This is a genomic window from Allobosea sp. LjRoot237 (assembly GCF_964253285.1).
Classification (GTDB): Bacteria; Pseudomonadota; Alphaproteobacteria; order Rhizobiales; family Beijerinckiaceae; genus Allobosea.
Genome location: NZ_CAXUQP020000001.1, coordinates 765,770 through 790,795, shown reverse-complemented (window position 1 = coordinate 790,795; position 25,026 = coordinate 765,770). Strand labels below are relative to the sequence as shown.

The 25,026-nt window shown below is 65.3% G+C and carries 26 protein-coding genes; 15 read left to right on the top strand and 11 right to left on the bottom strand.

Going from position 1 to position 25,026, the window contains the following annotated elements; genetic code table 11:
- Nucleotides 1-27: 27 nt before the first annotated feature.
- From ACSQ24_RS03720 to denD (ACSQ24_RS03685), 8 genes are all read left to right on the top strand, one after another.
- Nucleotides 28-1,866: an IlvD/Edd family dehydratase gene (locus ACSQ24_RS03720; protein ID WP_436093386.1), complete on the top strand. Its 1,839-nt coding sequence runs from the start codon at nt 28-30 to the stop codon at nt 1,864-1,866.
- Between the two features lie 375 nt (nt 1,867-2,241).
- Nucleotides 2,242-3,081: an isocitrate lyase/PEP mutase family protein gene (locus ACSQ24_RS03715; protein ID WP_436093385.1), complete on the top strand. Its 840-nt coding sequence runs from the start codon at nt 2,242-2,244 to the stop codon at nt 3,079-3,081.
- Complete coding sequence (locus tag ACSQ24_RS03710) at nt 3,078-3,401, top strand: hypothetical protein (RefSeq protein ID WP_436093384.1); 324 nt, start codon at nt 3,078-3,080, stop codon at nt 3,399-3,401. Before ACSQ24_RS03715 ends, ACSQ24_RS03710 begins: the two co-directional genes overlap by 4 nt.
- Entirely contained in the window at nt 3,398-4,072 is a 675-nt protein-coding gene (locus tag ACSQ24_RS03705; protein ID WP_436093383.1) for a GNAT family N-acetyltransferase, read from the top strand. The genes ACSQ24_RS03710 and ACSQ24_RS03705 overlap by 4 nt, the downstream gene beginning before the upstream one ends.
- A 1-nt stretch (nt 4,073) precedes the next feature.
- Complete coding sequence (locus ACSQ24_RS03700) at nt 4,074-4,520, top strand: GNAT family N-acetyltransferase (RefSeq protein WP_436093382.1); 447 nt, start codon at nt 4,074-4,076, stop codon at nt 4,518-4,520.
- A 38-nt stretch (nt 4,521-4,558) separates the two neighbouring features.
- The gene (locus tag ACSQ24_RS03695) at nt 4,559-5,305 is read left to right on the top strand and encodes an SDR family oxidoreductase (RefSeq protein ID WP_436093381.1); all 747 of its coding nucleotides are present in this window, start codon (nt 4,559-4,561) and stop codon (nt 5,303-5,305) included.
- Between the two features lie 16 nt (nt 5,306-5,321).
- Entirely contained in the window at nt 5,322-6,314 is a 993-nt protein-coding gene (gene denD / locus ACSQ24_RS03690; protein ID WP_436093380.1) for a D-erythronate dehydrogenase, read from the top strand.
- Nucleotides 6,315-6,343: 29 nt separating this feature from the next.
- A complete protein-coding gene (gene denD / locus ACSQ24_RS03685) occupies nt 6,344-7,327 on the top strand; it encodes a D-erythronate dehydrogenase (RefSeq protein ID WP_436093379.1) in 984 nt (327 codons plus the stop codon).
- Nucleotides 7,328-7,459: 132 nt separating this feature from the next.
- Here denD (ACSQ24_RS03685) and ACSQ24_RS03680 read toward each other — a convergent pair whose 3' ends face one another.
- The 3 genes from ACSQ24_RS03680 to ACSQ24_RS03670 all read right to left on the bottom strand — a co-directional run bounded on the left by ACSQ24_RS03680 (nt 7,460) and on the right by ACSQ24_RS03670 (nt 10,184).
- Complete coding sequence (locus tag ACSQ24_RS03680; protein WP_436093378.1) at nt 7,460-8,284, bottom strand: AprI/Inh family metalloprotease inhibitor; 825 nt, start codon at nt 8,282-8,284, stop codon at nt 7,460-7,462.
- Nucleotides 8,269-9,243, bottom strand: a complete 975-nt coding sequence (locus tag ACSQ24_RS03675; RefSeq protein ID WP_436093377.1) for a 2-hydroxyacid dehydrogenase — start codon at nt 9,241-9,243, stop codon at nt 8,269-8,271. The genes ACSQ24_RS03680 and ACSQ24_RS03675 overlap by 16 nt, the downstream gene beginning before the upstream one ends.
- A 179-nt stretch (nt 9,244-9,422) precedes the next feature.
- On the bottom strand, nt 9,423-10,184 hold the full coding sequence (locus ACSQ24_RS03670; protein ID WP_436093376.1) for a FadR/GntR family transcriptional regulator: 762 nt from the start codon (nt 10,182-10,184) through the stop codon (nt 9,423-9,425).
- A 246-nt stretch (nt 10,185-10,430) separates the two neighbouring features.
- Here ACSQ24_RS03670 and ACSQ24_RS03665 point away from each other — a divergent pair, with 246 nt between their 5' ends.
- The 5 genes from ACSQ24_RS03665 (at nt 10,431) to ACSQ24_RS03645 (ending at nt 15,857) form a co-directional block, all read left to right on the top strand.
- Nucleotides 10,431-11,483 (top strand): ABC transporter ATP-binding protein, encoded by a 1,053-nt coding sequence (locus tag ACSQ24_RS03665; protein ID WP_436093375.1) that lies wholly within the window; start codon nt 10,431-10,433, stop codon nt 11,481-11,483.
- A 107-nt stretch (nt 11,484-11,590) separates the two neighbouring features.
- Nucleotides 11,591-12,898, top strand: coding sequence for an ABC transporter substrate-binding protein (locus tag ACSQ24_RS03660; protein ID WP_436093374.1), 1,308 nt, complete (start codon nt 11,591-11,593; stop codon nt 12,896-12,898).
- A gap of 95 nt (nt 12,899-12,993) precedes the next feature.
- Nucleotides 12,994-13,911 carry a carbohydrate ABC transporter permease gene (locus ACSQ24_RS03655; RefSeq protein ID WP_436097815.1) on the top strand — a complete coding sequence of 306 codons (918 nt, stop codon included), beginning with the start codon at nt 12,994-12,996 and terminating at the stop codon, nt 13,909-13,911.
- The gene (locus ACSQ24_RS03650; RefSeq protein ID WP_436093373.1) at nt 13,904-14,806 is read left to right on the top strand and encodes a carbohydrate ABC transporter permease; all 903 of its coding nucleotides are present in this window, start codon (nt 13,904-13,906) and stop codon (nt 14,804-14,806) included. The genes ACSQ24_RS03655 and ACSQ24_RS03650 overlap by 8 nt, the downstream gene beginning before the upstream one ends.
- A gap of 154 nt (nt 14,807-14,960) precedes the next feature.
- On the top strand, nt 14,961-15,857 hold the full coding sequence (locus ACSQ24_RS03645; protein WP_436097814.1) for an NAD(P)-dependent oxidoreductase: 897 nt from the start codon (nt 14,961-14,963) through the stop codon (nt 15,855-15,857).
- Between the two features lie 109 nt (nt 15,858-15,966).
- On the opposite strand, the gene ACSQ24_RS03640 is transcribed toward ACSQ24_RS03645, so the two are convergent.
- Nucleotides 15,967-17,052, bottom strand: a complete 1,086-nt coding sequence (locus ACSQ24_RS03640; protein WP_436093372.1) for a LacI family DNA-binding transcriptional regulator — start codon at nt 17,050-17,052, stop codon at nt 15,967-15,969.
- Nucleotides 17,053-17,156: 104 nt separating this feature from the next.
- On the opposite strand from ACSQ24_RS03640, the gene ACSQ24_RS03635 reads away from it, so the two are divergent.
- Nucleotides 17,157-18,059, top strand: a complete 903-nt coding sequence (locus ACSQ24_RS03635) for an NAD(P)-dependent oxidoreductase (protein WP_436093371.1) — start codon at nt 17,157-17,159, stop codon at nt 18,057-18,059.
- Nucleotides 18,060-18,194: 135 nt separating this feature from the next.
- On the opposite strand, the gene ACSQ24_RS03630 is transcribed toward ACSQ24_RS03635, so the two are convergent.
- The 5 genes from ACSQ24_RS03630 to ACSQ24_RS03610 form a co-directional block, all read right to left on the bottom strand.
- Nucleotides 18,195-19,112 (bottom strand): DMT family transporter, encoded by a 918-nt coding sequence (locus ACSQ24_RS03630; RefSeq protein ID WP_436093370.1) that lies wholly within the window; start codon nt 19,110-19,112, stop codon nt 18,195-18,197.
- A 110-nt stretch (nt 19,113-19,222) separates the two neighbouring features.
- On the bottom strand, nt 19,223-19,696 hold the full coding sequence (locus ACSQ24_RS03625; RefSeq protein ID WP_436093369.1) for a MarR family winged helix-turn-helix transcriptional regulator: 474 nt from the start codon (nt 19,694-19,696) through the stop codon (nt 19,223-19,225).
- A gap of 81 nt (nt 19,697-19,777) precedes the next feature.
- Nucleotides 19,778-20,371: an NAD(P)H-dependent oxidoreductase gene (locus ACSQ24_RS03620; protein WP_436093368.1), complete on the bottom strand. Its 594-nt coding sequence runs from the start codon at nt 20,369-20,371 to the stop codon at nt 19,778-19,780.
- Nucleotides 20,372-20,379: 8 nt separating this feature from the next.
- Nucleotides 20,380-21,807, bottom strand: coding sequence for an FAD-binding oxidoreductase (locus tag ACSQ24_RS03615; RefSeq protein WP_436093367.1), 1,428 nt, complete (start codon nt 21,805-21,807; stop codon nt 20,380-20,382).
- Nucleotides 21,804-23,132 (bottom strand): cytosine deaminase, encoded by a 1,329-nt coding sequence (locus ACSQ24_RS03610; protein ID WP_436093366.1) that lies wholly within the window; start codon nt 23,130-23,132, stop codon nt 21,804-21,806. Before ACSQ24_RS03610 ends, ACSQ24_RS03615 begins: the two co-directional genes overlap by 4 nt.
- A gap of 281 nt (nt 23,133-23,413) precedes the next feature.
- On the opposite strand from ACSQ24_RS03610, the gene folD reads away from it, so the two are divergent.
- Entirely contained in the window at nt 23,414-24,268 is an 855-nt protein-coding gene (folD, locus tag ACSQ24_RS03605) for a bifunctional methylenetetrahydrofolate dehydrogenase/methenyltetrahydrofolate cyclohydrolase FolD (protein WP_436093365.1), read from the top strand.
- 98 nt (nt 24,269-24,366) lie between these two features.
- Here folD and ACSQ24_RS03600 read toward each other — a convergent pair whose 3' ends face one another.
- A complete protein-coding gene (locus ACSQ24_RS03600; RefSeq protein ID WP_436093364.1) occupies nt 24,367-24,711 on the bottom strand; it encodes a HepT-like ribonuclease domain-containing protein in 345 nt (114 codons plus the stop codon).
- Complete coding sequence (locus ACSQ24_RS03595; RefSeq protein ID WP_436093363.1) at nt 24,711-25,007, bottom strand: nucleotidyltransferase family protein; 297 nt, start codon at nt 25,005-25,007, stop codon at nt 24,711-24,713. The genes ACSQ24_RS03600 and ACSQ24_RS03595 overlap by 1 nt, the downstream gene beginning before the upstream one ends.
- Nucleotides 25,008-25,026 lie beyond the last annotated feature (19 nt).

The window sequence follows — 25,026 nt, the reverse complement described above, 5'->3', positions numbered from 1 at the left end:
CGCCCGGGCGCGAGAGGGAATAACGGGATGGCCAAGACGCCGAGCAGCAAGACGCCGAACGGCAAGAAGCCGGTGCGGAAGATCAAGCCGGAGCAGCTCCGCTCCAAGGCCTGGTTCGACAACCCGGCCAATGCCGACATGACCGCGCTCTATATCGAGCGGACCATGAACTTCGGCCTGTCGCGCGAGGAACTGCAGTCCGGCCGCCCGATCATCGGCATCGCCCAGACCGGCTCCGACATCGCGCCCTGCAACCGCCATCATCTCGAGCTCGCCCACCGCGTCCGCGACGGCATCCGCGAGATGGGCGGCGTGCCCTTCGAATTCCCGATCCATCCGATCCAGGAAACCTGCAAGCGGCCGACCGCCTCGCTCGACCGCAACCTGCAATATCTCAGCCTGGTCGAGATTCTCTACGGCTACCCGATCGACGGCGTCGTGCTGACGACCGGCTGCGACAAGACCACCCCGGCGCAGATCATGGCGGCCGCGACCGTCGACATCCCGGCGATCGCGTTGCCGGGCGGCCCGATGCTGAACGGCTCCTTCCGCGGCGAGCGCACCGGCTCGGGCACGATCGTCTGGAAAGCCCGCCAGATGATGGCGGCCGGCGAGATCGACTATCGTGGCTTCGTCGATCTTGTTGCGTCGTCCGCGCCATCCGCGGGTCACTGCAACACCATGGGCACGGCCTCGACCATGAACGCGCTCGCCGAGGCGATGGGCATGACTCTGCCCGGTGCTGCCGCGATCCCGGCGCCCTATCGCGACCGCTACGAGATGGCCTATCTCACCGGCCGCCGCATCGTCGAGATGGTCTGGGAGAACCTGATCCCTTCGAAGATCCTGACCCGCGAAGCCTTCGAGAACACGATCGTCATCAACTCGGCGATCGGCGGCTCGACCAATGCGCCGGTCCACGTCAACGCCATTGCCAAGCATATCGGCGTCAAGCTCGACAATGAGGACTGGACCAAGATCGGCTACGACACGCCGTTGCTGGTCAACATGCAGCCGGCCGGTGAGTATCTCGGCGAGGACTATTACCGCGCCGGCGGCCTGCCCGCCGTGATCGCCGAGCTGATCGCCAAGGGCCGGCTGAAGCCGGCGATCACCGCCAACGGCAAGACCCATATCGAGAACTGCGAAGGCGCTTTCACCGGCGATCGCGAGGTCATCAAGGCCTATGACGAGCCGATGAAGAAGGAAGCCGGCTTCCTCAACCTCTCCGGCAACCTGTTCGACTCGGCGATCATGAAGACCTCGGTGATCACGCCGGAGTTCCGCAAGCGCTATCTGGAAAACCCGAAGGACCCGATGGCCTTCGAGGGCAAGGCCGTCGTCTTCGACGGACCCGAGGACTACCACCACCGCATCGACGATCCCGCTCTCGGGATCGACGAGCACACCGTGCTGTTCATCCGCGGCGTCGGCCCGGTCGGCTATCCCGGCGCGGCCGAGGTGGTGAACATGCGGCCGCCGGATTACCTGATCAAGAAGGGCGTTACCGCGCTCGCCTGTGTCGGCGACGGCCGCCAGTCCGGCACCTCGGGCTCGCCCTCGATCCTCAACGCCTCGCCGGAAGCGGCGACCGGCGGCGGGCTCGCGCTGCTCAAGACCGGCGACAAGGTCCGCATCGACCTGAAGAAGCGCACCGCCAACATGCTGATCTCCGACGAGGAGCTCGAGAAGCGTCGCGCCGAGCTCAAGGCGGCCGGCGGCTACAAGTATCCGAAGAGCCAGACGCCCTGGCAGGAGATCCAGCGCAAGATCGTCGACGAGCTCTCCGAGGGCATGGTGCTGAAGCCGGCGGTCAAGTACCAGAAGATCCACAAGAAGTTCGGCATCCCGCGCGACAACCACTGAGACCACCCTTTCGGAAGATCGCGCGGGAACCCCTCTCCCTGATGGGAGAGGGGCAGGGGTGAGGGACCGCCGCTGATCATTCAGGCGATGCGGCACCGTTGCGTCTTTTTTGGTTATGGCAGGCCCTCATCCCTGCCCTTCTCCACTGATCTCGGGCTTGCCCGAGATCAGCACTCAGAGTGATCGAAGTCGGGTAGACCCGACTTCGATGCGGGAGAAGGGTTCCCCGCACCCTCTTAAGTTCGGCGCTTTCCCTGTTTGCCGGACATGAAGCCCGCGCGTTGGCGTCACCCCCGAGATGCGCGCCGACAGGGCTGACAAATCCGTTCAATGCGGACAGTATGACGCCCCTGAGCTCATTTGAAACGATTTAAAATGACTTACAGCTCGCAAGTCGACGCGTTTCGCAAACTCCATGAATCCGGCTGCTTCGTCATGCCGAACCCCTGGGATGAGGGCTCGGCGCGCTGGCTCCGCGGCCAAGGCTTCAAGGCACTGGCCTCGACCAGCGCCGGCTTCGCCTTCACGCAAGGGCGCGCCGACCAGGACGTGCCTCGCGACATGATGCTGGCCCACCTCGCCGAGCTGGTGAAGGCGGTCCCCGATCTGCCGATCAATGCCGATTTCGAGAACGGCTATGCCGACACCCCGGACGGCGTCGCCGCCAACGTCAAGCTCTGCATCGCGACCGGCGTCGCCGGCCTCTCCATCGAGGATGCGACCGGGCGCGCAGGCGAGACGCTCTACCCCTTCGAACTCGCCGTCGAGCGCGTCAAGGCTGCGCGCCGCGCCGTCGACGAGACTGGCTCTGGCGTGCTGCTGACCGCCCGCGCTGAATGCTTCCTCACTGGTCATCCCGAGCCGCTGAAGGAAGCAGTTCGCCGGATCGAGGCCTATGCCGAGGCAGGGGCCGACGTGCTCTACGCCCCCGGCCCCAGGACGATCGCCGACATCGGAGCCATCGTCGCGGCTGCCGGCGGCAAGCCGGTCAACGCGCTGGTGTATGGCGATTTCGGCCTCAGCGTGTCCGACATCGCCGCCACCGGCGCGCGCCGCATCTCGATCGGTGGCGCCCTGGCCCGCGCCGCCTGGGCCGCCTTCATCGAGGCGACCCGCCTGATCAAGGACGAAGGCAGCTTCAAGGGCTTCGCGGGCAACGGCGCCTCGGCGCCGCTCAACCCGTTCTTCCACGACGACCTCAAGGCGCGCTCGTGAGCGGAGAGTTGCTCCTCGCCCCGGAATGGCTCGGAAAGAGCGGGCTCTGGCTGATCGACAGGGGCAGGCGCAAGCCGGTCGATGCCGACGATCTCGGCCTGTCGGACGATCTCGCCGACCGGCTCGAAAGCTGGATGGACGTTTTCGACGCGATCTACGACGAGGCGAACGAAGCGGCCTCCGATTTCGCCAGCGAAGCCGAACGGCTCGCCTGGGAAGCGGAAGGTGCCGCGCTCGCAGAGGCCATCGCTGCCGAGCTCGGCTCAAGCTGGCAGATTACCCATGATTTCGCCGTCTGGCGCAAGAAAGTCGCGACATGACCAAGCTTGACTGGACGCCCCGCCCCTTCCCGCCTGCCAAGGTCCTGCAGGGGCGCTATTGCCGGCTGGAGCCGCTCGACCCGGTCCGCCATCTCGACGATATCTGGCAGGCGATGGTCGGCCATGCATCGGTCTGGGACTGGCTGCCGTCCACGCCGCCGGCAAGCCGCGAGGTCTATGGCGAACTCCTGACGATGATGGCGGGCAAGGCTGGCATCGTGCCCTTCGCCGTTATCGATGAGGCCGACGGAAAGGCCAAGGGCCATCTCTGGATGATGGAGATCAGGCCCGAGCACGGCGTCTTCGAGGTCGGCTTCATCACCTATTCGCCGGCCCTGCAGCGCACACGGATGGCGACAGAGGCGATCTATCTCGTCGGCGATTACGGCTTCTCGCTCGGCTATCGCCGCTATGAGTGGAAGTGCAACAACCTCAATGAGCCCTCGAAGCGCGCCGCGCTGCGCTTCGGCTTCCAGTATGAGGGGCTCTTCCGCCAGCACCAGGTGGTGAAGGGCGCGAACCGCGACACCGCCTGGTTTTCGATCCTCGACAGCGAGTGGCCGCAGGTCGGGCAAGCCTTCCGAAACTGGCTCGCGCCGGAGAATTTCGACGCGCAAGGCCAGCAGAAGACGCCGCTTTCCGGGCTCATGAAGAATTCGGGGGCCGCCTGACATGACCCTGCGCCGTGCCTCGTCAGACGACATCCCGGCGATCGTCGCGCTGACTGAGGCCGCCTATCTGCCGAATGAGAGCATCATCGGCGTCCCCTCGCTGCCGCGCATCGCCGATTATCGTCAGGTGCTGGCAGAGCATGAGGTCTGGCTCGCGGAAAGCGACGGGGCGCTCGACGGCGTCCTGGTGCTCGAGGACGAGCCGGCGAAGTTCACGCTCTGGAGCATCGCGGTCTCGCCGGCGGCCACCGGCAAGAAGATCGGCTCGACGCTGATGAGCTTCACCGAGGAACGGGCCCGGGCGCTCGGCCACGATGCCGTCCATCTCTACACCCACGCCAAGCTCGCCGACCGTATCGGCTGGTACGAGCGGCTCGGCTACCAGGTCACCCACTACAAGGACCTGCCGGATCGCCGGCTGGTCCATATGCGCAAGAATCTTCGGTAACCAGCCTCCGATAATCGGACAGTAAGGGAAGAAACGACATGGCAGGACGTTTGAAGGGCAAGGTCGCGGTGGTGACCGCAGCCGGCCAGGGCATCGGCCGGGCTATCGCCGAAGCCTTCGTTGCCGAGGGCGCGACCGTCTGGGCGACCGACAAGGACGTTGCCCTGCTCGACGGCATCCCGAAGGCGAAGAAGCGCAAGCTCGACGTGCTCTCGACCAAGGCGGTAGAGGCCTTCGCCGAGAAGGTCGGCACCATCGACATCCTGGTCAACGCCGCCGGCTACGTCCATCACGGCACGATCCTGGAGTGCGACGACAAGGCCTGGGAGTTCTCCTTCGACCTCAACGTCAAGTCGATGCACCGCACGATCAAGGCTTTCGTCCCCGGCATGCTCGCCGCCGGCAAGGGCTCGATCGTCAACATCGCCTCCGGCGCCGGCTCTGTCCGCGGCATCCCGAACCGCTATGTCTACGGCGCCACCAAGGCGGCGGTGATCGGCCTGACCAAGGCGGTCGCGGCCGACTACATCAAGAAGGGCATCCGCTCGAACGCGATCTGCCCCGGCACGATCCAGTCACCCTCGCTCGATCAGCGCATCGTCGAGCTCGCCAAGGTGACCAAGACGACCGAGGCGGCCGCCCGCCAGGCCTTCGTCGACCGCCAGCCCATGGGCCGGCTCGGCACCGCCGAGGAGATCGCCTGGCTCGCGGTCTATCTCGGCTCGGACGAGGCGAGCTACACCACCGGCCAGATCCATCTCGCCGATGGCGGCTTCGCGCTCTAAGCGCGGGAGGCACGCCATGCATGTCCTGATCAGCGGTGCCGCCGGCATGATCGGCTCGCGGCTCGCCGCGCGCATTGCCCGCGAGGGCGCATGCGCCGGTAGGCCGCTATCGCGACTGACGCTGACCGACGTCTTCGAGCCGCCACGGCCCGCTGGCTTCGACGGGCCGATCGAGGCCCGCACCGAGGATTCGAGTTCGGCTGCGGTCGCGGCCCAGCTCGCGGCTCTTCGGCCCGACGTCATCTTCCACCTCGCCGCGATCATCTCCGGCGAGGCGGAACGCGATTTCGACAAGGGCTACCGCATCAACCTCGACGGCATGCGGGGCTTGCTGGAAGCGATCCGGCAGGAGGGCACCCGCAACGGCCCCTATGTGCCGAAGTTCGTCTTCTCCTCGTCGAGCGGCATCTTCGGGGCGCCCTTCCCGCCTGCGATCTCCGACGAGTTCCACGTCACGCCACTGACCAGCTACGGCACCCAGAAGGCAATCGGCGAACTCCTGCTCGCCGACTATTCGCGGCGTGGTTTCGTCGAGGGTGTCGGCATCCGCTTTCCCTCGATCGTCATCCGGCCGGGCAAGCCCAACGCCTCGGCCGGCGGCTTCTTCTCCGGCATCATCCGCGAGCCGCTGCAGGGACTGGAAGCACTGCTCCCGGTCGGCGACGACGTGCTCTTCACCCATGCCAGCCCGCGCTCGGCCGTCGGCTTCCTGCTGCACGGCGCCTCGCTCACCCGCGAAGAGCTCGGCCCGCGCATCAACCTCAGCATGCCGGGCGTCTGCGTCACCGTCGGCGAGCAGATCGAGGCGTTGCGCCGCATCGCCGGCGAGAAGGCGGTGAAGCTGATCAGGCGCGCGCCGGACAAGGCCGCCGCCGACATCGTCAAGGGCTGGCCGACCCGCTTCGATGCCCGTCGCGCCCTGTCGCTCGGCTTCAAGGCCGAGCAGGATTTCGACGAGATCATCCGCGTCCATATCGACGACGATCTCGGCGGCCACCTTCCCAACTGACTTGAAGACAATCCGATCGGAAAACGAAAATGCACATCCTGGTTATCGGCGGCGCCGGAATGGTCGGCCGCAAGTTCATCGAACGGCTGGCGCGCGACGGCAGCCTGGGCGGCAAGGCGGTCGACAAGGTGACGGCTCAGGACATCTTCCCGGCCTCGGCACCGGCGAACGCGCCCTTCGCCTTCGAGTCGCTGACCTCCGACCTGTCGCAGCCGGGCGAGGCCGAGAAGCTGATCGCCTCGCGCCCCGAGCTGATCGTCCATCTCGCCGCGATCGTCTCCGGCGAGGCCGAGGCCGATTTCGACAAGGGCTACCGCATCAACCTCGACGGCACGCGCTACCTCTTCGACGCGATCCGTCTTGTCGGCGACGGCTACAAGCCGCGCGTCGTCTTCACCTCCTCGATCGCCGTCTTCGGCGCGCCCTTCCACGACAAGATCGAGGACGAGTTCTTCACCACGCCGCTGACCAGTTACGGCACGCAGAAGGCGATCGGCGAGCTCCTGCTCTGCGACTATAGCCGCCGCGGCTTCTTCGACGGCGTCGGCATCCGCCTGCCGACGATCTGCGTGCGCCCCGGCGCGCCGAACAAGGCCGCCTCCGGCTTCTTCTCCAACATCATCCGCGAGCCGCTCGCCGGCCAGGACGCGGTGCTGCCGGTCTCCGACGAGGTTCGCCACTGGCACGCCTCGCCGCGTTCGGCCGTCGGCTTCCTCGTCCATGCCGCGACGATGGACACTGGTCTGATCGGCCCGCGCCGGGTGCTGACCATGCCGGGCTATTCCGCGACCGTCGCCGAACAGATCGAGGCACTGCGCAAGGTCGCCGGTGAGAACGTGGTGAAGCGGATCAAACGCGTGCCTGATCCGGTGATCGACGCCATCGTCGCCGGCTGGCCGCGCAATTTCGATGCGAAGCGGGCGCCGGCGCTGGGCTTCAAGGCGGAATCGAACTTCGAGGAGATCATCCGCGCCCATATCGACGACGAGCTCGGCGGGACGTTCGTCGCGTAAGGACCAAACACCGAATTCCTCCGCCGTCATGCTCGGCCTTGTGCCGAGCATCCACGTCTTGAACACCGCATTCGCCGAAGGAAGACGTGGATGGTCGGGACAAGCCCGACCATGACGAGAAACAGCGTCAGTCTAAGGCAGCTTCTTCAGCATCAACGACGCGCCGACCGCTGGGTCCTTGCGCCACTGCCCGCCCTCGAAGACGAGCTCGACCTTGTGGCCCTTGCGGGCAATCAGCTCGAGCCGGCCCGCCTCATAGCGCCAGGCGACGGGCGAGAAGATGGTCAGCCCGGTATCGGAGCAGAGCCCGTCAAAGCTAACCACCGAAGCCCCGGCATTGGCGGAGGGCGCGGTCGAGAGCACGAGCTTGCAGACGTCGCGGCCGACCTGGCGCATCACCGCATAACGTCCCGGTAGGCTCGCAGCGGCCGGCGCGTTTGCCGGATCGACCGCCGTCGGGCGGGCGGCCGCCGTCGCCGCGAGTTCCGCGCGGCCTGGCGCCGGGCGCTGCTGGGCCCGCACATAGCCGGTCGGATCAAGCCCGTATTGCGCGCCGTCGCTGCCCTTGCCACGGCGGCCCGGATCAGCCTTCTCGCCGAAGACGATCACAGCCTTGCCATGGCCATCAAGTAGCCTCGGTGCGCCGTCGGACACATCCCAGGCGACGACGCCGACCAGGATCGGCAAGGCGCGGCGACAGGTGGCGGGAAACCGGATCTGCCGGCCCTGCCCGGCGGGCTCGGCGCCGAAGGTCACCGAGCACTCGCGCGAGGCGCCGAGCTTCTCGATGTCCCAGGTGCCGATGAAGGGCTTGAGCGCCTCGGGCGCCTGCTCTGCACCGCGCGGCAGCGGCGCCGTCTGTGCGCCAGCCGGCGAGGCGGCCAGCAACGCCAGAGCGGCGATAATCGCACCTCGCCACATAAGGCGTGTTCCCGTCAGGATCAGGCTTTCGTCCATGGCGTCTCGGCAACCGGTGTCAAAGGACCCTTGCCATCGAACCATGAAACCAGGTTGTCGACCAGAAGCTGGCCCATCTGTTCGCGCGTATGCACCGATGCCGAGCCGACATGCGGCAAGAGCACGATATGATCCATCGCGATCAGCTCGGCCGGCACGCGCGGCTCGTCCTCGAACACGTCGAGACCGGCAGAGAGGATCGTCTTCGACTTCAGCGCCTCGATCAGCGCCTGCTCGTCGATCACCGTGCCGCGGCCGACATTGACGACGATGCCGTTCGGCCCAAGCGCCTTCAGCACCTCGGCATTGATGATGTGATAGGTCGAGTCGCCGCCGGGCGCGACCGAAACCAGCGTGTCGACATCCTGGGCCATCTCGACGAGCGAGGGATAGTAGCGATAGGCGACATCGGCCTGCCGCGAGCGGCCGTGATAGGCGATCGGCACGTCGAAGGCCTCGAGCCGGCGCGCCACGGCCTTGCCGATCCGCCCGAGCCCGACGATGCCGATCTTGCGCTTGCGCAGCGAAGTCGTCAGCGGATAGGCGCCCGAGAGCCACTTGCCGGCGCGCAGATAGCGGTCGACCTGCGGCAATTGCCGAACGGTCGCCAGCAGGAGACCGATGGCGAGATCGGCGACCTCGTCGGTCAGCACGTCCGGCGTGTTGGTGACGAGGATGCCGCGCTTGCCGGCGGCAGTCGCGTCGACATTGTCGTAGCCGACGCCGAAATTCGAGACGATCTCGAGCTTGGGCAGCGCGTCGAACAGCGCATCGTCGATGCGCACATGCGCGCCGCCGCCAGCGACACCGCGCACGCGATCCTTCACGGCAGCCAGCGCTGCCGGGCGATTCTCTTCCTTCCAGAGCTCATGCACGGTGAAGCGTGCCCTGAGCTGGTCGGCGGCATAGGCCATCAACGGCCCGGTCATGACGATCTCGATCTTGTTCTGCGCGGTCATGGTCCTGCTTTCGTGGAAGGCGTGCGTGGCTTGATTTCAAACTTTTAAAACGATTAGATCAGCATAGCCTCCAGAACCACGCCGGGGAATTCCCATAGCGCGCAGGCAAGGGCTGCTTGCAAAGCCGGGTATGACATCCCGGCTCAGCTGTCGATTCAGCCTGATATAGTATGATTTAATCACGCGATTTTGCTCGCATTTGCCTCCACTCGACCAGCGAGCAGACGCAGCGTGCTGTTCAGGCTGTCGATCACCAGCCCGCTCATCCGCGCCGCCGCGAGCTCGCCATCGCGCTGCACGATCGCATCCAGCACACGCTCGTGATCGACCAATGACGCCGTGAAGAAGAAGCGGTCGTCAGGCGCCTTCAGGAACAACGACCATTGGATCGTCGCACAGACGGCGGGCGCGAGGCATTGCAGCGGCGGATTGCGGGTCGCGGCGAAGATCGCCTCGTGAAAGGCGAGGTCGGCATTGACCGTGCGCTCGGCATAGGGCGGGTTCTCGACCATGCCGCGATAGGCCGCTTCGATCCGCTGCAGATCGGCGGGACTGCGCCGCTGCGCCGCGAGACGTGCCGCGCTAGGCTCGACGAAAAGCCTGAGCTCGAACAGATCGCGAATGAACTTCTCGTTCGGATCGGCTTCGAAATGCCAGGCGAGGACATCCGGGTCGAGCAGGTTCCAGACGTCACGTGGCGCCACGCGCGTGCCGCTTTTCGGCTTGGCCTCGACCAGCCCTTTGCCGCTGAGGAATTTGACCGCCTCGCGATAGGCGGTGCGCGAGACCGAAATCTCGCCCTTCAGATCGTCCTCGTTCGGCAGCAGCGCGCCGGCCGGCGACGCCCCGGTGATGATCGCGACCGCAAGCTTGTGGGCCACCTGGCCGAACAGCCGGTCGGGGTTGAGCCTCGTCGGGCGCGCATGGACCTGGAGCCGCATCGAACCTACGTTTTCCTCCGATGATCAGCAGCGTCGGAGAGGTCGTCCCGCTGGCCGCCCGGCGCTTGACACGCCTCTTTCTATCGTATGACTTTATCCGCGAACGAGGTTGACGCAACAGGCGGCTCGCCTGGATTGCGTGGTCTCGTGTCGATCGGTCGTCAGAAACCGATGATCTGCAGCGCCGCCGACGGGGATTGTGTCAGGCACCCCGGGGCAACCTAAAGAGCGGGAGAGAAACCAAAGATGGCATCCGTCCAGATTGCCGACGTGCGCAAGGCCTATGGCTCGACGCAGGTCATTCACGGCGTCGACATCGACATCGACGATGGCGAATTCGTCATCCTCGTCGGCCCCTCGGGCTGCGGAAAATCGACCTTGCTGCGCATGATCGCCGGCCTCGAGAACATCACCGGCGGCGAAATCCGCATCGGCCCGCGCGTCGTCAACGACGTGCCGCCGAAAGAGCGCGACATCGCCATGGTGTTCCAGAACTACGCGCTCTACCCGCATATGACGGTGGCCGACAACATGGCCTTCTCGATGAAACTGCGGAAGGCGCCCAAAGCCGAGATCGACGAGCGCGTCGGCAAGGCCGCCGGCATCCTCGGCCTCGACAAGCTGCTCGACCGCTATCCGCGCCAACTCTCCGGCGGCCAGCGCCAGCGCGTCGCCATGGGCCGCGCCATCGTCCGCGATCCGCAGGTCTTCCTCTTCGACGAGCCGCTGTCCAACCTCGACGCCAAGCTGCGCGTGCAGATGCGCACCGAGATCAAGGAGCTGCACCAGCGCCTCAAGACCACGACGGTCTACGTCACCCACGACCAGATCGAGGCCATGACCATGGCCGACAAGATCGTCGTGATGCATGACGGCATCGTCGAGCAGATGGGCGCCCCGCTCGATCTCTACGACAACCCCACCAACCTCTTCGTCGCCGCCTTCATCGGCTCGCCCTCGATGAACCTGCTGAAGGGCACGATCCGCGCCAACGGCTTCGAGACCGAAGGCGGCGTGATCTGGCCGATCGGCAAGCACCCGGCCGATTCGAATGACCGGGCCGCCGTGTTCGGCATCCGCCCCGAGCATATCCAGCTCGATCCCTCCGGCCTGCCGGCCGAGGTCGTGGTCATCGAGCCGATGGGCTCCGAGACCCAGGTCATCGTGCGTTGCGGCGGCCAGAGTCTGACCTGCATCTTCCGCGAGCGCATCACCGCCAAGCCCGGCGAGAACATTCATATCCGGCCCGATACCTCGGTCACGCATCTCTTCGACGCGGCGACGGGCAAGCGCATCTGATATATTGAGGGCCGCTGCACGGAGAATACTCCGGCGGCGGCACTGTCCCGACAAATCGCGACGAGGCTCCCATGCAGGGCCTCGCGGCCACCAGGAGGAGACAAAGAATGACGATTTCCAGACGCGATGTATTGATCGGTGGCGCGGGCCTCGCAGCCGGCGCCACCTTGCCTGTGCCGTCCATTGCCCAGACGGCCAATATCGAGAAGGGCGCGACGCTGCGCGTGCTGCGTCCGACCAAGTTCGTCGACCCCGACCAGACGATATTCAATGAGAACACCGAAGCCTTCACCAAGGCGACCGGCGTTCAGGTCCGCGTCGACTATGCGAGCTGGGAGGATCTGCGCCCGCAGACCGCCGTGACCGCCAACACCGGCGCCGGGCCCGACATCGTCGTCGGCTGGGCCGACGATCCGCATATCTTCGCCGACAAGCTGCTCGATCTGACGCAGGTCGCCGAGGATCTCGGCAAGAAATATGGCGGCTGGTACCCGGTCGCCGAGAAATACGGCAAGAAGGACAAGACCAACACCTGGATCTCGATCCCGATGGGCGGCTCCGGCGGCCCGGCAGTCTATCGCGAATCCTGGGTCAAGGAAGCGGGCTTCGACACCTTCCCGAAGGACCATGCCGGCTTCCTCGACCTCTGCCGCAAGCTCAAGGCGAAGGGCCACCCCTCCGGCTTCGCGCTCGGCAACGCGGTCGGTGACGGCAACTCCTTCTGCAACTGGCTGGTCTGGTCGCATGGCGGCTACATGGTCGACGAGAACAACAAGGTCGCGATCAACAGCAAGGAGACGATCGAGGCGCTGAAATACGCCAAGGCGCTCTACGAGACCTTCATCCCGGGTACGCTGTCCTGGCTCGACATCAGCAACAACAAGGCGCTGACCTCCGGCGAAATCGGGCTGACCCAGAACGGCGTCTCGCTCTACTTCTCGATCAAGAACTCGAAGGACGAGAAGATCTCGGCGATCGGCAAGGACCTCAACCATGCGCCGATGCCGGTCGGCGCCGGAGTCGGGCGGCCGACCGAAACGGCGCTGGTGATCAACGCCATGGTGTTCAAGCACACCAAGTTCCCGAACGCCGCCAAGGAATATCTCCGCTTCATGATGGAGAACGACCAGTACGACAAGTGGCTGACCGGCTGCTTCGGTTACTGGACACAGCCGCTCAAGGGCTACGCGAAGAGCAAGGTCTGGGAGAGTGATCCCAAGATCCTGGTCTACCGCGACACCTGGGAACGCGCGCTGTGGAGCGGCTACAAGGGCGCGATCACCGAGGCCGCGGGCACGGTCAACGCCGAATACGTCATGGTCCAGATGGTCGCCTCCGTCTGCGCCGGTCAGGCGACGCCTGAGGAAGCCGCCGCCGAGGCCGAGCGCCGCGCCAAGCGCTACTACCGCACCTGATCGCCACGACCGCGCCGCCGGACCTCCGGCGGCGCGGCTGTTTTACGGAAAGGAGCGCCATGACGATCGCCGCGGAAGCCAGGGCCGTCCACCAGATGCCGCAGAACTGGCTGGTCCGGCTGCTCGACAACAAGTCTGTCCTCATCTTCCTCTGCCTCCTGCCGGCGGCGGCCCTGCTGCTGATCTTCCTGACCTATCCGCTCGGGCTGGGCATCTGGCTCGCCTTCACCGACACCAAGATCGGACGTTCCGGCCATTTCATCGGCTTCGAGAACTTCGAATCGCTCTGGCACGACCGTGTCTTCATCACCTCGGTCTGGAACACGCTGCTCTATACCGGCGTCGCAACGGTCGGGAAGTTCGCGCTCGGCCTCTGGCTGGCGCTGCTGCTCAACAACCACCTGCCGTTCAAGTCGCTGCTGCGCGCGCTGATCCTGGTGCCCTGGATCGTGCCGACGGTGCTCTCGGCCATCGCCTTCTGGTGGATCTACGACCCGCAGTTCTCGATCATCTCCTATGTGCTGGTCGACGTGCTCGGCTGGCGCACCAGCTATATCGACTTCCTCGGCGAACCGTGGGCGGCGCGCTGGTCGCTGATCGCCGCCAACACCTGGCGCGGTATCCCCTTCGTCGCGATCAGCCTGCTCGCCGGGCTGCAGACGATCTCGCCGTCGCTCTACGAGGCCGCAATGCTCGACGGCGCCAACGCCTGGCAGCGCTTCCGCCACGTCACCTTCCCGATGCTGATGCCGATCCTCGCGGTGGTGCTGACCTTCTCGGTGCTGTTCACCTTCACCGACTTCCAGCTCGTCTACGCCATCACCCGCGGGGGGCCGATCAACTCGACCCATCTGATGGCGACGCTCGCCTTCCAGCGCGGCATTCCCGGCGGCCAGCTCGGCGAGGGCGCCGCGATCGCGGTGGCGATGATCCCCTTCCTCGTGCTGGCCACCCTGTTCAGCTACTACGCGCTCGCCCGCCGCAAATGGCAGCAGGGAGAAGACAATGACTGATCACGCTGCCGCGGAGCGCCCGCACCTCGTCGAGAAGGAGAACACCGGCGTCATCGACTGGTCGTCGGGTCCGCGCCGCTTCATCACGGTCTACCTGCCGCTGTCGATCTTCGTGATCGTGCTGCTCTTCCCGTTCTACTGGATGGCGATCACGGCGATCAAACCGAACGCCGAGCTCTACGATTACAAGACCTACAACCCGTTCTGGGTGAGTTCGCCGACGCTGGACAACATCAAGCGGCTGCTGTTCCAGACCGATTATCCGCAATGGCTGCTGACGACGATGACGGTCGCGACCGTCGCGACCGTGCTCTCGCTGTTCTCCAGCGTGCTCGCCGCCTACGCGATCCAGCGTCTCAAGTTCAAGGGCTCGCAATATGTCGGCCTGGCGATCTACCTGGCCTATCTGGTACCGCCCTCGATCCTGTTCATCCCGATGGCGACGCTGATCTTCCAGCTCGGTCTGTTCGACTCGCAATGGGCATTGATTCTGACCTACCCGACCTTCCTGATCCCGTTCTGCACCTGGCTCCTGATCGGCTACTTCAAGTCGATCCCCTACGAGCTCGAGGAATGCGCCATGATTGACGGCGCGACCCGCTTGCAGATCCTCTGGCAGATCACCTTGCCGCTGGCCCTGCCCGGGTTGATCTCGGCCGGCATCTTCGCCTTCACCCTGTCCTGGAACGAGTTCATCTACGCGCTCGCCTTCATCCAATCGGCCGAGAAGAAGACCGTGCCGGTCGCGGTGCTGACCCAGCTGGTCGAGGGCGACGTCTACCACTGGGGTTCGCTGATGGCCGGCGCACTGCTCGGCTCCATTCCCGTCGCCCTGCTCTATTCCTTCTTCGTCGACTACTACGTCGCCTCGCTGACGGGCGCGGTGAAGGAGTGATGTTCAAGACGGGCGGCCTTGCGGCGGCCCCTAGAGCAGGATGCGAAAAAGTGGAAACCGGTTTTTCGCATCCTGCTCTAAACTCTTAGAATCGATCACGTTTATGATTTTGGATCGGCTCGATCCAAAATCATCGTGATCTAGCCAAGGCCAGATATCAGTGACTTCCATCGCCTTTATCGGACTCGGCGCCATGGGCGCGCCGATGGCCGAGAACCTCGTCAAACGCCATTTCCGCGTTACCGGTTTCGACATGAGGGAGAGCGCCCGCGCCGCGCTCGTGGCTGCCGGCGGTGACGCTGCCGACAGTGCGGCCGCAGCGACTGAGGGCGCCGACATAATCGTACTGATGGTGGTCAACGCCGCTCAGGCCCGCTCCGTTCTGTTCGAGGCCGGTGCGCTGGTAGCGCTCGCCCCTGGCGCCAGTGTCATCCTGATGGCGACCTGCCCGCCAGGCGAGGTCGAGGCCATCGCCGAGGCGGTGACGAAGACTGGCCGGCACTTCGTCGATGCGCCGGTCTCGGGCGGCGTGAAGGGCGCGCAGGGCGGCACGCTCACCATCATGGTCGGCGCCCCGGCCGAGAGCTTCGCCAGGGCCAAGCCCGTGCTCGACGCCATGGGCGACAAGGTCTTCCATGTCGGCGAGAAGCCAGGCCAGGGCGCGACGGTGAAGACCGTCAACCAGCTGCTCTGCGGCGTCCATATCGCGGTCGCGGCCGAGGCGCTCTCGCTGGCGCAGAAGGCCGGCATCGACGGCAGAGTGCTGTTCGAGATCATAGGTGGCTCGGCCGCCTCGTCCTGGATGCTCAGGGATCGTGGCCCACGCATGCTCGAAGACGAGCCGCCGGTCGCCAGCGCCGTCGACATCTTCGTCAAGGATCTCGGCATCGTCCTCGATGCCGGGCGCGCCGCCAAGACAGCGTTGCCGCTCGCCGCAGCCGCGCACCAGATGTTCCTCGCCGCCTCGGGCCTAGGCCATGGCGGGCGCGACGACTCGCATGTGGTGCGCGCCTACCGGGCGCTGAACCGCAAGCCGAACAACGATGCCTGAACGAGAGCATTTTCGAGCGAAGTGGGCACCGCTTCGCGAGAAGAAAATGCGTCAAAGCAAAAACTTGGAGCATTTCCGCGGTTCGGAGAAACGCGGCAATGCTCTGGCCTCAGCGCCGCGTCTTCGGCGGCGCCGTCGTCCCGCGTACAACCAGTTCCGGCGTCAGCACGACGCGTTGCGGTGGCGCCGACGGATCGGCGATCCGGCGCAGCAGCAGCTCCGCCGATGTCCGCCCCATATCATCCTGGAAATTCTTCAGCGTCGTCAGCGCCGGATACCATTGCGATGCTTCCTGGACATCGTCGCAGCCAATGACCGAGAAGTCCGCGCCGGCCTCCAGGCCGCGATGACGCAAGCCGAGCATCGCGCCGAAGGCGGTGAGGTCGTTGAAGCAGACGGCCGCGGTCGGCGGATTCGCGGCATCGAGCACCTTCTGGACGCCCTTCAGGCCGTTCTCGCGCGTGCCATAGGCCGAATAGACGATCGTCGGATCGAGCGGCAGGCCGTGCTTGGCCAGTGTCTCGCAATAGCCGCGATAGCGGTTGCGCCCGGTCGAGATCAGCGGGCTCTCGCCGAGGAAGGCGATGCGGCGATGGCCAAGCCCGAGCAGATGCTCGACGGCGAGCACGGTGCCGTGGCGGTCGTCCGAGCCGACGAAATCGAGACCGATGCCGGGAATCTCCCGCGAGAGCTGCACCAGCGGCACCTGCGCCGCCATCAGGTGCTGCAGCGTCTCCGCCGTGGTGCCGCCAGCCGGGCAGATGATCATGCCGTCGGGCCGGTACTCCTTGAGCGTGTTGAGGACACGGTCCTGCCGCTGCAGGTTCTCCGCGTAGGTCCCGAGCAGGATCGAGCGGCCATGCGTCGTCGCCGTCTCCTCGATCGCGGCGAGCAGCTCGGCGAAATAGGGATTGGTGATGTCGTGGAAGCCGACGCCGAGGATGTTGGTCCGGTCGGTCCGCAGCGAGGCCGCGCTACGGTTGTAGCTGTAGCCCATCTCGCGCGCGATCTGCTGCACGCGCAGGCGGGTGCTGTCGGCGACCAACGGGCTTTCGCGCAGCGCGAGCGAGACGGTGGCGGTCGAGACCTCGAGTCGATCAGCGATGATCTGCAAGGTAACGCGGCCACGGCCACCGGGTTTGACACCCGACTTCCCCGCCCCCGAAGGGTCGCGCGAGTGTCCGTCGTTAGCCATCAATCGCTTCTCCTGAAGCCTGGAAGCCGCTGCATTCAACCAGTTCTTGGCCAAATCGTTCCGCATTCCCTTGTTCCATCTCATAGATTTCGGAGAAACTGAAGATGAGCGCGACTAAAGAATCGATCGGCTTCATCGGCGTTGGTTACATGGGTCAGGGCATGGCGAGCTGTATTCTCGCCAAGGGCTTCCCTCTCACAGTCATGGGCCATCGCAACCGCAAGCCCGTGGAAGAGCTCAAGGCCGCAGGCGCAACGGAAGCCGCGAGCCCGCGAGAGCTCGCCGGGAAGGCGAGCATCATCTTCCTCTGCGTCACCGGCTCGCCCCAGGTCGAGCAGGTCATCAACGGTGCCGATGGCATCGCCGCTGGCGCAAAGCCCGGCACGATCATCGTCGACTGCTCGACCTCCGATCCCGTCTCCACGATCGCTCTGGCGGAACGGCTCGCTGCCATGGACCTGCACCTCTGTGACGCGCCGCTGGGTGGAACACCCGCCCAGGCGAATCTCGGTCAACTCTCGACGATGATTGGGGCCGACAGCGCGGTTTTCGAGCGCATCCGCCCGGTCTGCGAGACCTGGGCCCAGAAAATCGTGCATCTCGGCCCGGTCGGGGATGGCCACAAGATGAAACTGCTCAACAACTTCCTCTCGCTCGGCTATGGCGCGATCTATGCCGAGGCGCTGACCCTGGCGCAGAAGGTCGGCATCAGCCCGCAGACCTTCAACAGCGTCATCACCGGCGGGCGGATGGAATGCGGCTTCTACCAGACCTTCATGAAATACGTGCTGGAGCGCGACCGCGACGCCCACAAGTTCACCCTGTCGAACGCCCTGAAGGACGTCCGCTATCTCGAAAGTCTTGCCAACGCCGCCGGCGTTCCGAACCCGGTCGGCGGAGCGGTCAAGAACGTCTATGCGGCGGCGGTCGCCAGCGGCATGGGGGAAGAGTATGTGCCGATGCTCTCCGACTTCGTCGCCGGGCAGAGTCGCGTATCGCTCGGCTGAACGCGGCGCTTGCGCCGCAATGGGACCCGCCCGGACCACAACTGTGCCGAGCGGAACCATTTGTAGCCGTTTGCGATGCAGAAACGTCACCATGGTCTCCATTCATGAATGGAGGCTTCAAGGACCGTGCCGGCCTCAATCGAGCCGGGCCGAGCCTTCGGGCACGGCCCGGATGCGCTCGCGATAGAGCAGATAGAGCCCGGAGGCGATGACGACCGCAGCACCGATAAAGGTGAACCGGTCGGGAATCTGGCCGAAGACGAACCAGCCGAGCAGGATCATCCAGACGATCTGCGAGTAGATGAAGGGCGCCAGGATCGTCGCCGGCGCACGCTGATGCGCCAGGATCAGCAACCAGTGGCCGAGCGCCCCGAAGAAGCCGGTTCCGCCCATCAGCAGCCAGCTCTGCCAGGTCGACGGCCAGGACCAGAACAGCGGCAGCAACGGCAGCATAATGACGACACCGCCGATCCCGGAATAGAACATCGTCGTTTGCGGGGAATCGCTCGAGGCCAGCATCCGCGTCGACAGGCTGTAGAAGGCGTAGCAGAAGCAGCCGCAGACACTGAGCAGCGCTGCCGGATGCAGGCCGCCCAGCCCCGGCCGCGTCACCACTAGTACCCCAAGGAAGCCGACGCCGATCGCGATCAGCCGACGCGGCCCGGCCCACTCGCCGAGCAATGGCCCCGCCAGCAAAGCCACCAGCAAGGGCGCCGCGAACATGATCGAGACTGTCTCGGCCAGCTGCAGATATTGCAGCGCCACGAAGTTCAGCGCCGTCGAGCCGAGCAGCAGCAGCGAGCGGAAGCCCTGCAGCCAGGGCCGCTTGGTCCGGGTGATGCCGGGATGGCTCCAGGGATTGAGCAGGAGCGAGACCAGAGCGACGCTGACCAGATAGCGCGCCAGCACGACCTGCATCGGGTGCATCGTCCCGCCCAGCCATTTCGCGCAGGCATCGAGCAGCGAGAAGCAGACGATCGCCCCACTCATCAGCGCGATGGCGGTCAGGCGTGTCCGGCGCGTATCCGGAAGCGGAGCGGGAGCGGCCGACAAGCGCGGAGTCCGTCATGCTCTGGAGGAATGACAGACTACCAATGAACCGATTTAAAGCACGAGGCCAGCCCTAGGACGCATGCGGATCATACCGCTGGAGCCGAGGCTGATCAGGCTGCGTCTTCGGCCTCGTCCTCGGCTTCGTCGACATCGGCTCCGGCTTTCGACAGGCCCTTCGCCGCCTTGCGCAGCAATTTGCGCAGCTGCTTGCGTTCCTTGGCGTCGAGCTTTTCGAGCAGCTCTTCCTCGACCTGGTTCCAGACCGCATCAAGCGCAACCGCGGTCTTTTGCCCATTCTCGGTCAGCGCCACCTGCACCAGCCTGCCGTCGCGGCCGCCGCCCTCGCGAGTCACTAGCCCCTGCAGCGAGAGCCTGCCGATCGTCTTCGAGACGGTCGGCGGCTTGACCCGTAGCAGGGTCGCCAGCTCGCCCATCGTCATCGGCGCCGTCTGTAGCGATTTCAGCGCCTGCTCCTGGCCTGGAAAGAGCCCGAGCGCGTTGAGGCGCTCGCCCATCCGCGCTCTGTGCAGGCGCGCCGTCACCAGGAGGGCACGGCCGACGCTTTTTTCGAGGGACTTGGTCATGAGCCGGCCCTTGGAAAAGGTTGCGGATACTTTTCGCCGGCTGTGCAATCGCGCGCCTTCATGACAAGCTGATGACAACTGTCAGACAGGCTCTTGAATCCGCGCGATTTCCTGCTCGACCTTGACCAGAAAGGCTGCGCGGCTCTCCGGCGTCGAGCGGTTCATGTCGTAATGCGCCAGATAGGAAACCCGCGCCGCCGGATGGCAAACCGCCCGCAATCCCCGCTTGATCTGCCGTCGCGGCGGATCGCCCATCAGCATGGTGCGCCAGCGCGAGCCCCCATAGCTCGTCACCGTCATCAGCCGGCGAATATTCCAGAGATTGGGCCGAATCAAACCATCGACCAGCTTGAACGAGACACCCGGCAGGAAGACGCGATCGAAATAGCCCTTCATAATTGCCGGGTAGCCGTAGTTCCAGACCGGGAAGCAGAGGAACAGTGCTTCCGCCGCCAGCAGGCGCTCAACATAGCCGGCTACGGAATTTCGGTTGCTGGCGAGGTCATGATAGCCGACGCGCTCCTCGCGGCTCAGCACAGGGTCGAAGCCCTCGGCGTAGAGATCACAATCATCGACCTCGTGCCCGGCCCGGCGCAGCGCAGCGACGAGCGTCTCGTGCACGGCCGCCCCGAAGCTCTCGGGATCTGGGTGCGCGTAGAGAACGAGTGCGCGCATCGAGGGCCTCAGGCGCCGACGCCGGCTTCGCCGAGGGCGCGGAACAGGAAGGTCTTGCCCGAGCGGTAATCGTAACTTGGGTCTTCCCAGGCGATCATCTTGCCGGGATTGAGCAGCCCCTGCGGATCGGCCTCGCGCTTGAAGGCGAGCTGGACCTCGTCGGTCTGCTTCATCCCGCCCTCCTCCAGCGTGTAGCGGTGCGGGTTGAAGATCGGCGCGCCCATCTCCTCATGGATCGCCATGATCTCCGCCAGCCGCTCCTCGCTGGTGAAGCGCACCAGCGGCAGGCCGAAGCAGGTGATCCTGCCGTCGAAGCGGACGAATTCGAGATGGCAGGTGACCTCGTCGCCGAAGCGGGCATGGATCTTGTCGACGAGATCGACCTGGTTCGGGAAGGGATAGAGCACCTGCAGATAGGTGATCGATGGATCGACCCGCAACGCCCGCAAGGTGGTGTGGTTCCAGCCGAGCTCGAAGGTCGGCGGCAATCCCTTCGCCTCCTCCGCCGTCAGCTTGTCGGAGCGCATCAGCAATTGCGAGCCGCCGAAGCGGCGGACGAAAGCCAGCATCGATTCCACCGCGAAATCGGCGACCATGATCATGACGCAATGGCTCTCGCGCGGCAGGAACTTACGGTGGCGCAAGAAATAATCGTGCGGCGCGGGCGCGGCGACGACTGCGACGTTCTTCAGCGCCAGCCCGTCCTGCTCGCCGAGCGCGTTGGCGAACTCAGTTGCGGCACGCAAGTCACCAAAGCCGAGGATGACGTCGACCCAGGCGTAGGCGGGGCCGAGCGGCATCTCGACCTCGGTGATGATGCCGTTGGTGCCATAGGCATGGGCGACCTTGTGCAGGTCATCGCCCTGGAGTTCGAGGATGCGCGGCGTGCCTTCCATCGTCACGACGCGCAGCGAAATGATGTTGCCCCAGTCGCGCAGCCCACCCCATTTGATCGAGCCGACGCCGCCGGAGCCGCCGGCGATGAAGCCGCCGACCGAAGCGGTGTGATAGGTCGACGGGTGCAGCCTGATCTCCTGGCGCGAATGGGCGCGTGTCTCCTGGTCGATCTTCGCCAGCACCGCGCCGGGCTCGGCGACATAGCGGCCGGCCTCGATGCTCTTCACCTTGTTGAAGCCGGAAAGGTCGAGCACGATGCCGCCCGAGAGCGGCATCGCCTGGCCGTAATTGCCGGTGCCGGTGCCACGCGGCGTCACGGGTATGCCGAGCGCATGCGCTGCCGAAAGCGTCTCCAGCACTTCAACCTCGCTCACCGGCGAGACGACGATGTCGGCGACGACATGATCGAGCTGGCGCTTGAGCTTGGGCGAGTACCAGAAGAAGTCGCGGCTCTTCTGCTTGACCAGCGCCGGATTGTCCTCGGTGCGGATGCCGTTCAGGCGGCGCTTCAGCGCGTCGATGTCATAGCGTGCGGTCATGCGGAGCGGCTCATCAGGTGATCGAGTTCGCGATAATCAGGCAAGGTGCGGTCGATGGCGCGACCAGCGACCAGTACGGTCCGGTCGGCCTGCGGCCTGGCGAAGAACTCCGTCCAGTCGCGGGCGCGGGTCAGGATCAAGTCGGCGGGACCGCCCGGTGAAAGCCGGCCGGTTCCGGGAAGCCCCATGATCTCGGCCGGCGTCGCGGCGATCGCCTTCGCCCAGTCGCGCTCGGAATGATCGAGCTGGAGGATGCGGGTGCCCTCGCGCAGCGTCTCGACGAGGTCGAGATCGCCATAGGCGTAGAACGGATCGCGGGTGTTGTCGGAGGCGATCATCACCGGCACGCCCGCCGCCTTGAGTTCGTGCAGCGCGGTGACGCCGCGCCAGCGCGGTGTACGGCCCCGCTGGCGATCCTGCAGATACATGTTGCACATCGGCAGCGAGACCACGGCGATGCCGGCCTCTCTGGCCTTGGCGATGATGCGCGCCTCGTCCTGTGGCTGCTGCAGCGAGAGCGAGCAGCAATGCCCAGCCAGGATCCTGCCCGGAAAGCGATGGCGCAGCGCGGCGTCGGCGATGTGCTCGAGCGATCGCGCCGCCGGATCATTGGCCTCGTCGACATGGAAGTCGAGATCGAAGCCGTGCTCGATCGCGGTCCGGAACAGCGTGTCGAGCGCGGCGTCGAGTTCCGGCACCATATAGGTGACGGCACCGAGCAGGCTGTCGCCATAGGCTGTCACGGCACGCGTGATCGCCTGCATATGCGCGGGATCGGCGACAGCGTCGACGCCGAACAGCGGCGACGCCTGCAAGGCGATCCGCCCGGCCCATTCGGTTCGCAATTCGGCATAGACAGGCCAGGAGATCTCGATCTGCTTGCCGAGCGAGTCGAGATGGGTGCGAATCGCCGCCGTGCCATGGGCATAGGCGCAGCGCAGGCCGAATTCCATGCGCGCCCGCACATCCTCGGCTGACCAGTTCGCGTCGCGATCGGCCGCGACCGCATTGAGCGCGCCCATGAAGCTGCCATCCGGATTGGGCTGGCGCGGCCAGATATGGCCCTTGTCGAGATGGGTGTGGACGTCGACCAGCCGCGGCAGCACGATCCCGCCATCGAGATCGAGGGCCGGCGTGGCATCGAGCGCGGGCGTACCCGCCGGCAGGATCGAGGCGATGGCGCCATCCTCGACCGTGATGTCCAGCAAGGCGAGACCGTCGCGGTCGCTCGCCAGGCTGCCGGCTTCGACCAGGCATGCAGGCGCCCTGGCATTGCGCAGCATATAGCTGCCGGAGGCCGGGATTGCCGCAAAGCCGGTGGTCACGTCGCTGTCTCCGGCTTGCAGGCCGCCCTCTGAATCACCAGCCGACCATGCTGGCTCGCCGCGCCGCGATCAAGCGCCGCCGACGACATCCCCACCCGCGAGACATTCAGGGGCAAAGCTGCACTTGTCCGTTCTGTCGCGATGCAGCAAGAGAACGGCGCAGAGCATCAAACTGAAAACTGGAATCCACTTTTCGATCCGATGCCTCAACAAGGAGCTGGCTCGGCGTTTTGCGTCCAACAGGACGGCCGGCGATCTGGCGGCATAGGACGGAGCTGGTCATGACGGCACGCATCATCGATGGCAAGGCGGCGGCGGCGGAGCTCAGGGCCGAGATCGGCCGCGAGGTCGCAACGCTCAAGGCGGCCGGCAAGCCCACCCCCGGCCTGCATGTCGTCCTCGTCGGTGATGATCCGGCGAGCCGGGTCTATGTCGCCTCCAAGGAGAAGCTCGCGACCGAAATCGGCATGAACTCGGTCGCCCACCGCTTGCCGGCCGAGACGACCGAAGCAGCGCTGCTGGCAAAGATCGCCGAGCTGAACGCCGACGACGGCGTCGACGGCATCCTCGTCCAGCTGCCTTTGCCGAAGCATATCGACACCGGTCGCATCATCGACGCGATCGACCCGGCCAAGGATGTCGACGGCCTCCACCCGATCAATGCCGGCCTGCTCGCCGGCGGCAAGAATGGCCTCGTGCCCTGCACGCCGCTCGGCTGCATGCTGCTGCTGAAGCAGGCGCTGCCTTCGCTTTCGGGGCTGGAAGCAATCGTCGTTGGCCGCTCGGAACTGGTCGGGCGTCCCGTCGCGCAATTGCTGCTGCAGGCCGACTGCACGGTGACGATCGCCCATTCGCGCACGCGTGACCTCGCGGCCGTGGTGAAGCGCGCCGACATCGTCGTCGCGGCCGTCGGCCGCCCGCGCATGATCAAGGGCGACTGGATCAAGCCTGGCGCCACGGTGATCGATGTCGGCATCAACCGCATGCCCGACGGCAAGCTCGCCGGCGATGTCGACTATGCCGAAGCGGCCGAGATTGCCGGCGCGATCACGCCGGTCCCCGGCGGCGTCGGCCCGATGACCATCGCCTGCCTGCTGCGCAACACGCTGACCGCCTATCGCGCGCGGCGGGGCTAGACTATTTCGCGTTTAGGTTGATTGATACCCTGCGTTTGCGAGGCATCAATCAACCTAAACGCGAAATGGTCTAGCGACTTCATATCAGCGATAGGCTGTTAGGGGCCAAGACGCCGGAGCAAATCCTCGACCGCGGCACGGAGAGCCGGAAGGTCGTCTACAACGATTGACCAGATCAGCGCTGGATCGACGCGCCAATATTCATGCCGGATCCTGTTCCCGATCGATCGGACGTCATTCCAAGCAATTTCCGGCCGCATTTCAAGCAGTGCGTCCGGAAGATGGCGCACGGCTTCGGAAATGATTTCGAGCGACCGCTCTGTTCCCCGCTGCAGAAACAGAGCCGTCGCGAATGATGCTTGGGTGTGGTCGACAAGCTCCTGTTCAATGAGCGTGATCGCATCGAGAATCTCCTCGAGGACGACATCGCTCCGACGCACCATCAGAAGACTCGGATCGCTTCCCGTTCGATCTGCGCCCGGAGCTTGGGATGCAGGCTCGATCGCGTCGTCAGATCGATCGCGACGCCGAGTTCCTCCGCCAGGTAGCGCTGCATTCCCACGAGATCGAGCAGCGAGAATTTCCGGCCAGGCTCGATATCGATGAAAATATCGATGTCGCTGTCGCCTCTCGCCTCGTTGCGAGCCGTCGAGCCATAGACGAACGCAGCCTGCGCGCCACGATCGCGCAAGGTTTTGGCACGGCAGACCAGTTCGGCGGTGGCTTCGTCACGGGTCATGCCCATGTTTTACACCAAA

Bases quoted from the DNA above. Each gene is read 5' to 3' on its own strand.
- ACSQ24_RS03625 (WP_436093369.1), bottom strand. From the start codon at position 19,696: ATGACCAAGTCCCTCGAAAAAAGCGTCGGCCGTGCCCTCCTGGTGACG.
- folD (WP_436093365.1), top strand. From the start codon at position 23,414: ATGACGGCACGCATCATCGATGGCAAGGCGGCGGCGGCGGAGCTCAGG.
- ACSQ24_RS03715 (WP_436093385.1), top strand. From the start codon at position 2,242: ATGACTTACAGCTCGCAAGTCGACGCGTTTCGCAAACTCCATGAATCC.
- ACSQ24_RS03665 (WP_436093375.1), top strand. From the start codon at position 10,431: ATGGCATCCGTCCAGATTGCCGACGTGCGCAAGGCCTATGGCTCGACG.
- ACSQ24_RS03720 (WP_436093386.1), top strand. From the start codon at position 28: ATGGCCAAGACGCCGAGCAGCAAGACGCCGAACGGCAAGAAGCCGGTG.
- ACSQ24_RS03640 (WP_436093372.1), bottom strand. From the start codon at position 17,052: ATGGCTAACGACGGACACTCGCGCGACCCTTCGGGGGCGGGGAAGTCG.
- denD (WP_436093379.1), top strand. From the start codon at position 6,344: ATGCACATCCTGGTTATCGGCGGCGCCGGAATGGTCGGCCGCAAGTTC.
- ACSQ24_RS03615 (WP_436093367.1), bottom strand. From the start codon at position 21,807: ATGACCGCACGCTATGACATCGACGCGCTGAAGCGCCGCCTGAACGGC.
- ACSQ24_RS03595 (WP_436093363.1), bottom strand. From the start codon at position 25,007: ATGACCCGTGACGAAGCCACCGCCGAACTGGTCTGCCGTGCCAAAACC.
- denD (WP_436093380.1), top strand. From the start codon at position 5,322: ATGCATGTCCTGATCAGCGGTGCCGCCGGCATGATCGGCTCGCGGCTC.
- ACSQ24_RS03680 (WP_436093378.1), bottom strand. From the start codon at position 8,284: ATGGACGAAAGCCTGATCCTGACGGGAACACGCCTTATGTGGCGAGGT.
- ACSQ24_RS03655 (WP_436097815.1), top strand. From the start codon at position 12,994: ATGCCGCAGAACTGGCTGGTCCGGCTGCTCGACAACAAGTCTGTCCTC.
- ACSQ24_RS03705 (WP_436093383.1), top strand. From the start codon at position 3,398: ATGACCAAGCTTGACTGGACGCCCCGCCCCTTCCCGCCTGCCAAGGTC.
- ACSQ24_RS03620 (WP_436093368.1), bottom strand. From the start codon at position 20,371: ATGCGCGCACTCGTTCTCTACGCGCACCCAGATCCCGAGAGCTTCGGG.
- ACSQ24_RS03600 (WP_436093364.1), bottom strand. From the start codon at position 24,711: ATGGTGCGTCGGAGCGATGTCGTCCTCGAGGAGATTCTCGATGCGATC.
- ACSQ24_RS03700 (WP_436093382.1), top strand. From the start codon at position 4,074: ATGACCCTGCGCCGTGCCTCGTCAGACGACATCCCGGCGATCGTCGCG.
- ACSQ24_RS03670 (WP_436093376.1), bottom strand. From the start codon at position 10,184: ATGCGGCTCCAGGTCCATGCGCGCCCGACGAGGCTCAACCCCGACCGG.
- ACSQ24_RS03660 (WP_436093374.1), top strand. From the start codon at position 11,591: ATGACGATTTCCAGACGCGATGTATTGATCGGTGGCGCGGGCCTCGCA.
- ACSQ24_RS03635 (WP_436093371.1), top strand. From the start codon at position 17,157: ATGAGCGCGACTAAAGAATCGATCGGCTTCATCGGCGTTGGTTACATG.
- ACSQ24_RS03675 (WP_436093377.1), bottom strand. From the start codon at position 9,243: ATGACCGCGCAGAACAAGATCGAGATCGTCATGACCGGGCCGTTGATG.
- ACSQ24_RS03695 (WP_436093381.1), top strand. From the start codon at position 4,559: ATGGCAGGACGTTTGAAGGGCAAGGTCGCGGTGGTGACCGCAGCCGGC.
- ACSQ24_RS03650 (WP_436093373.1), top strand. From the start codon at position 13,904: ATGACTGATCACGCTGCCGCGGAGCGCCCGCACCTCGTCGAGAAGGAG.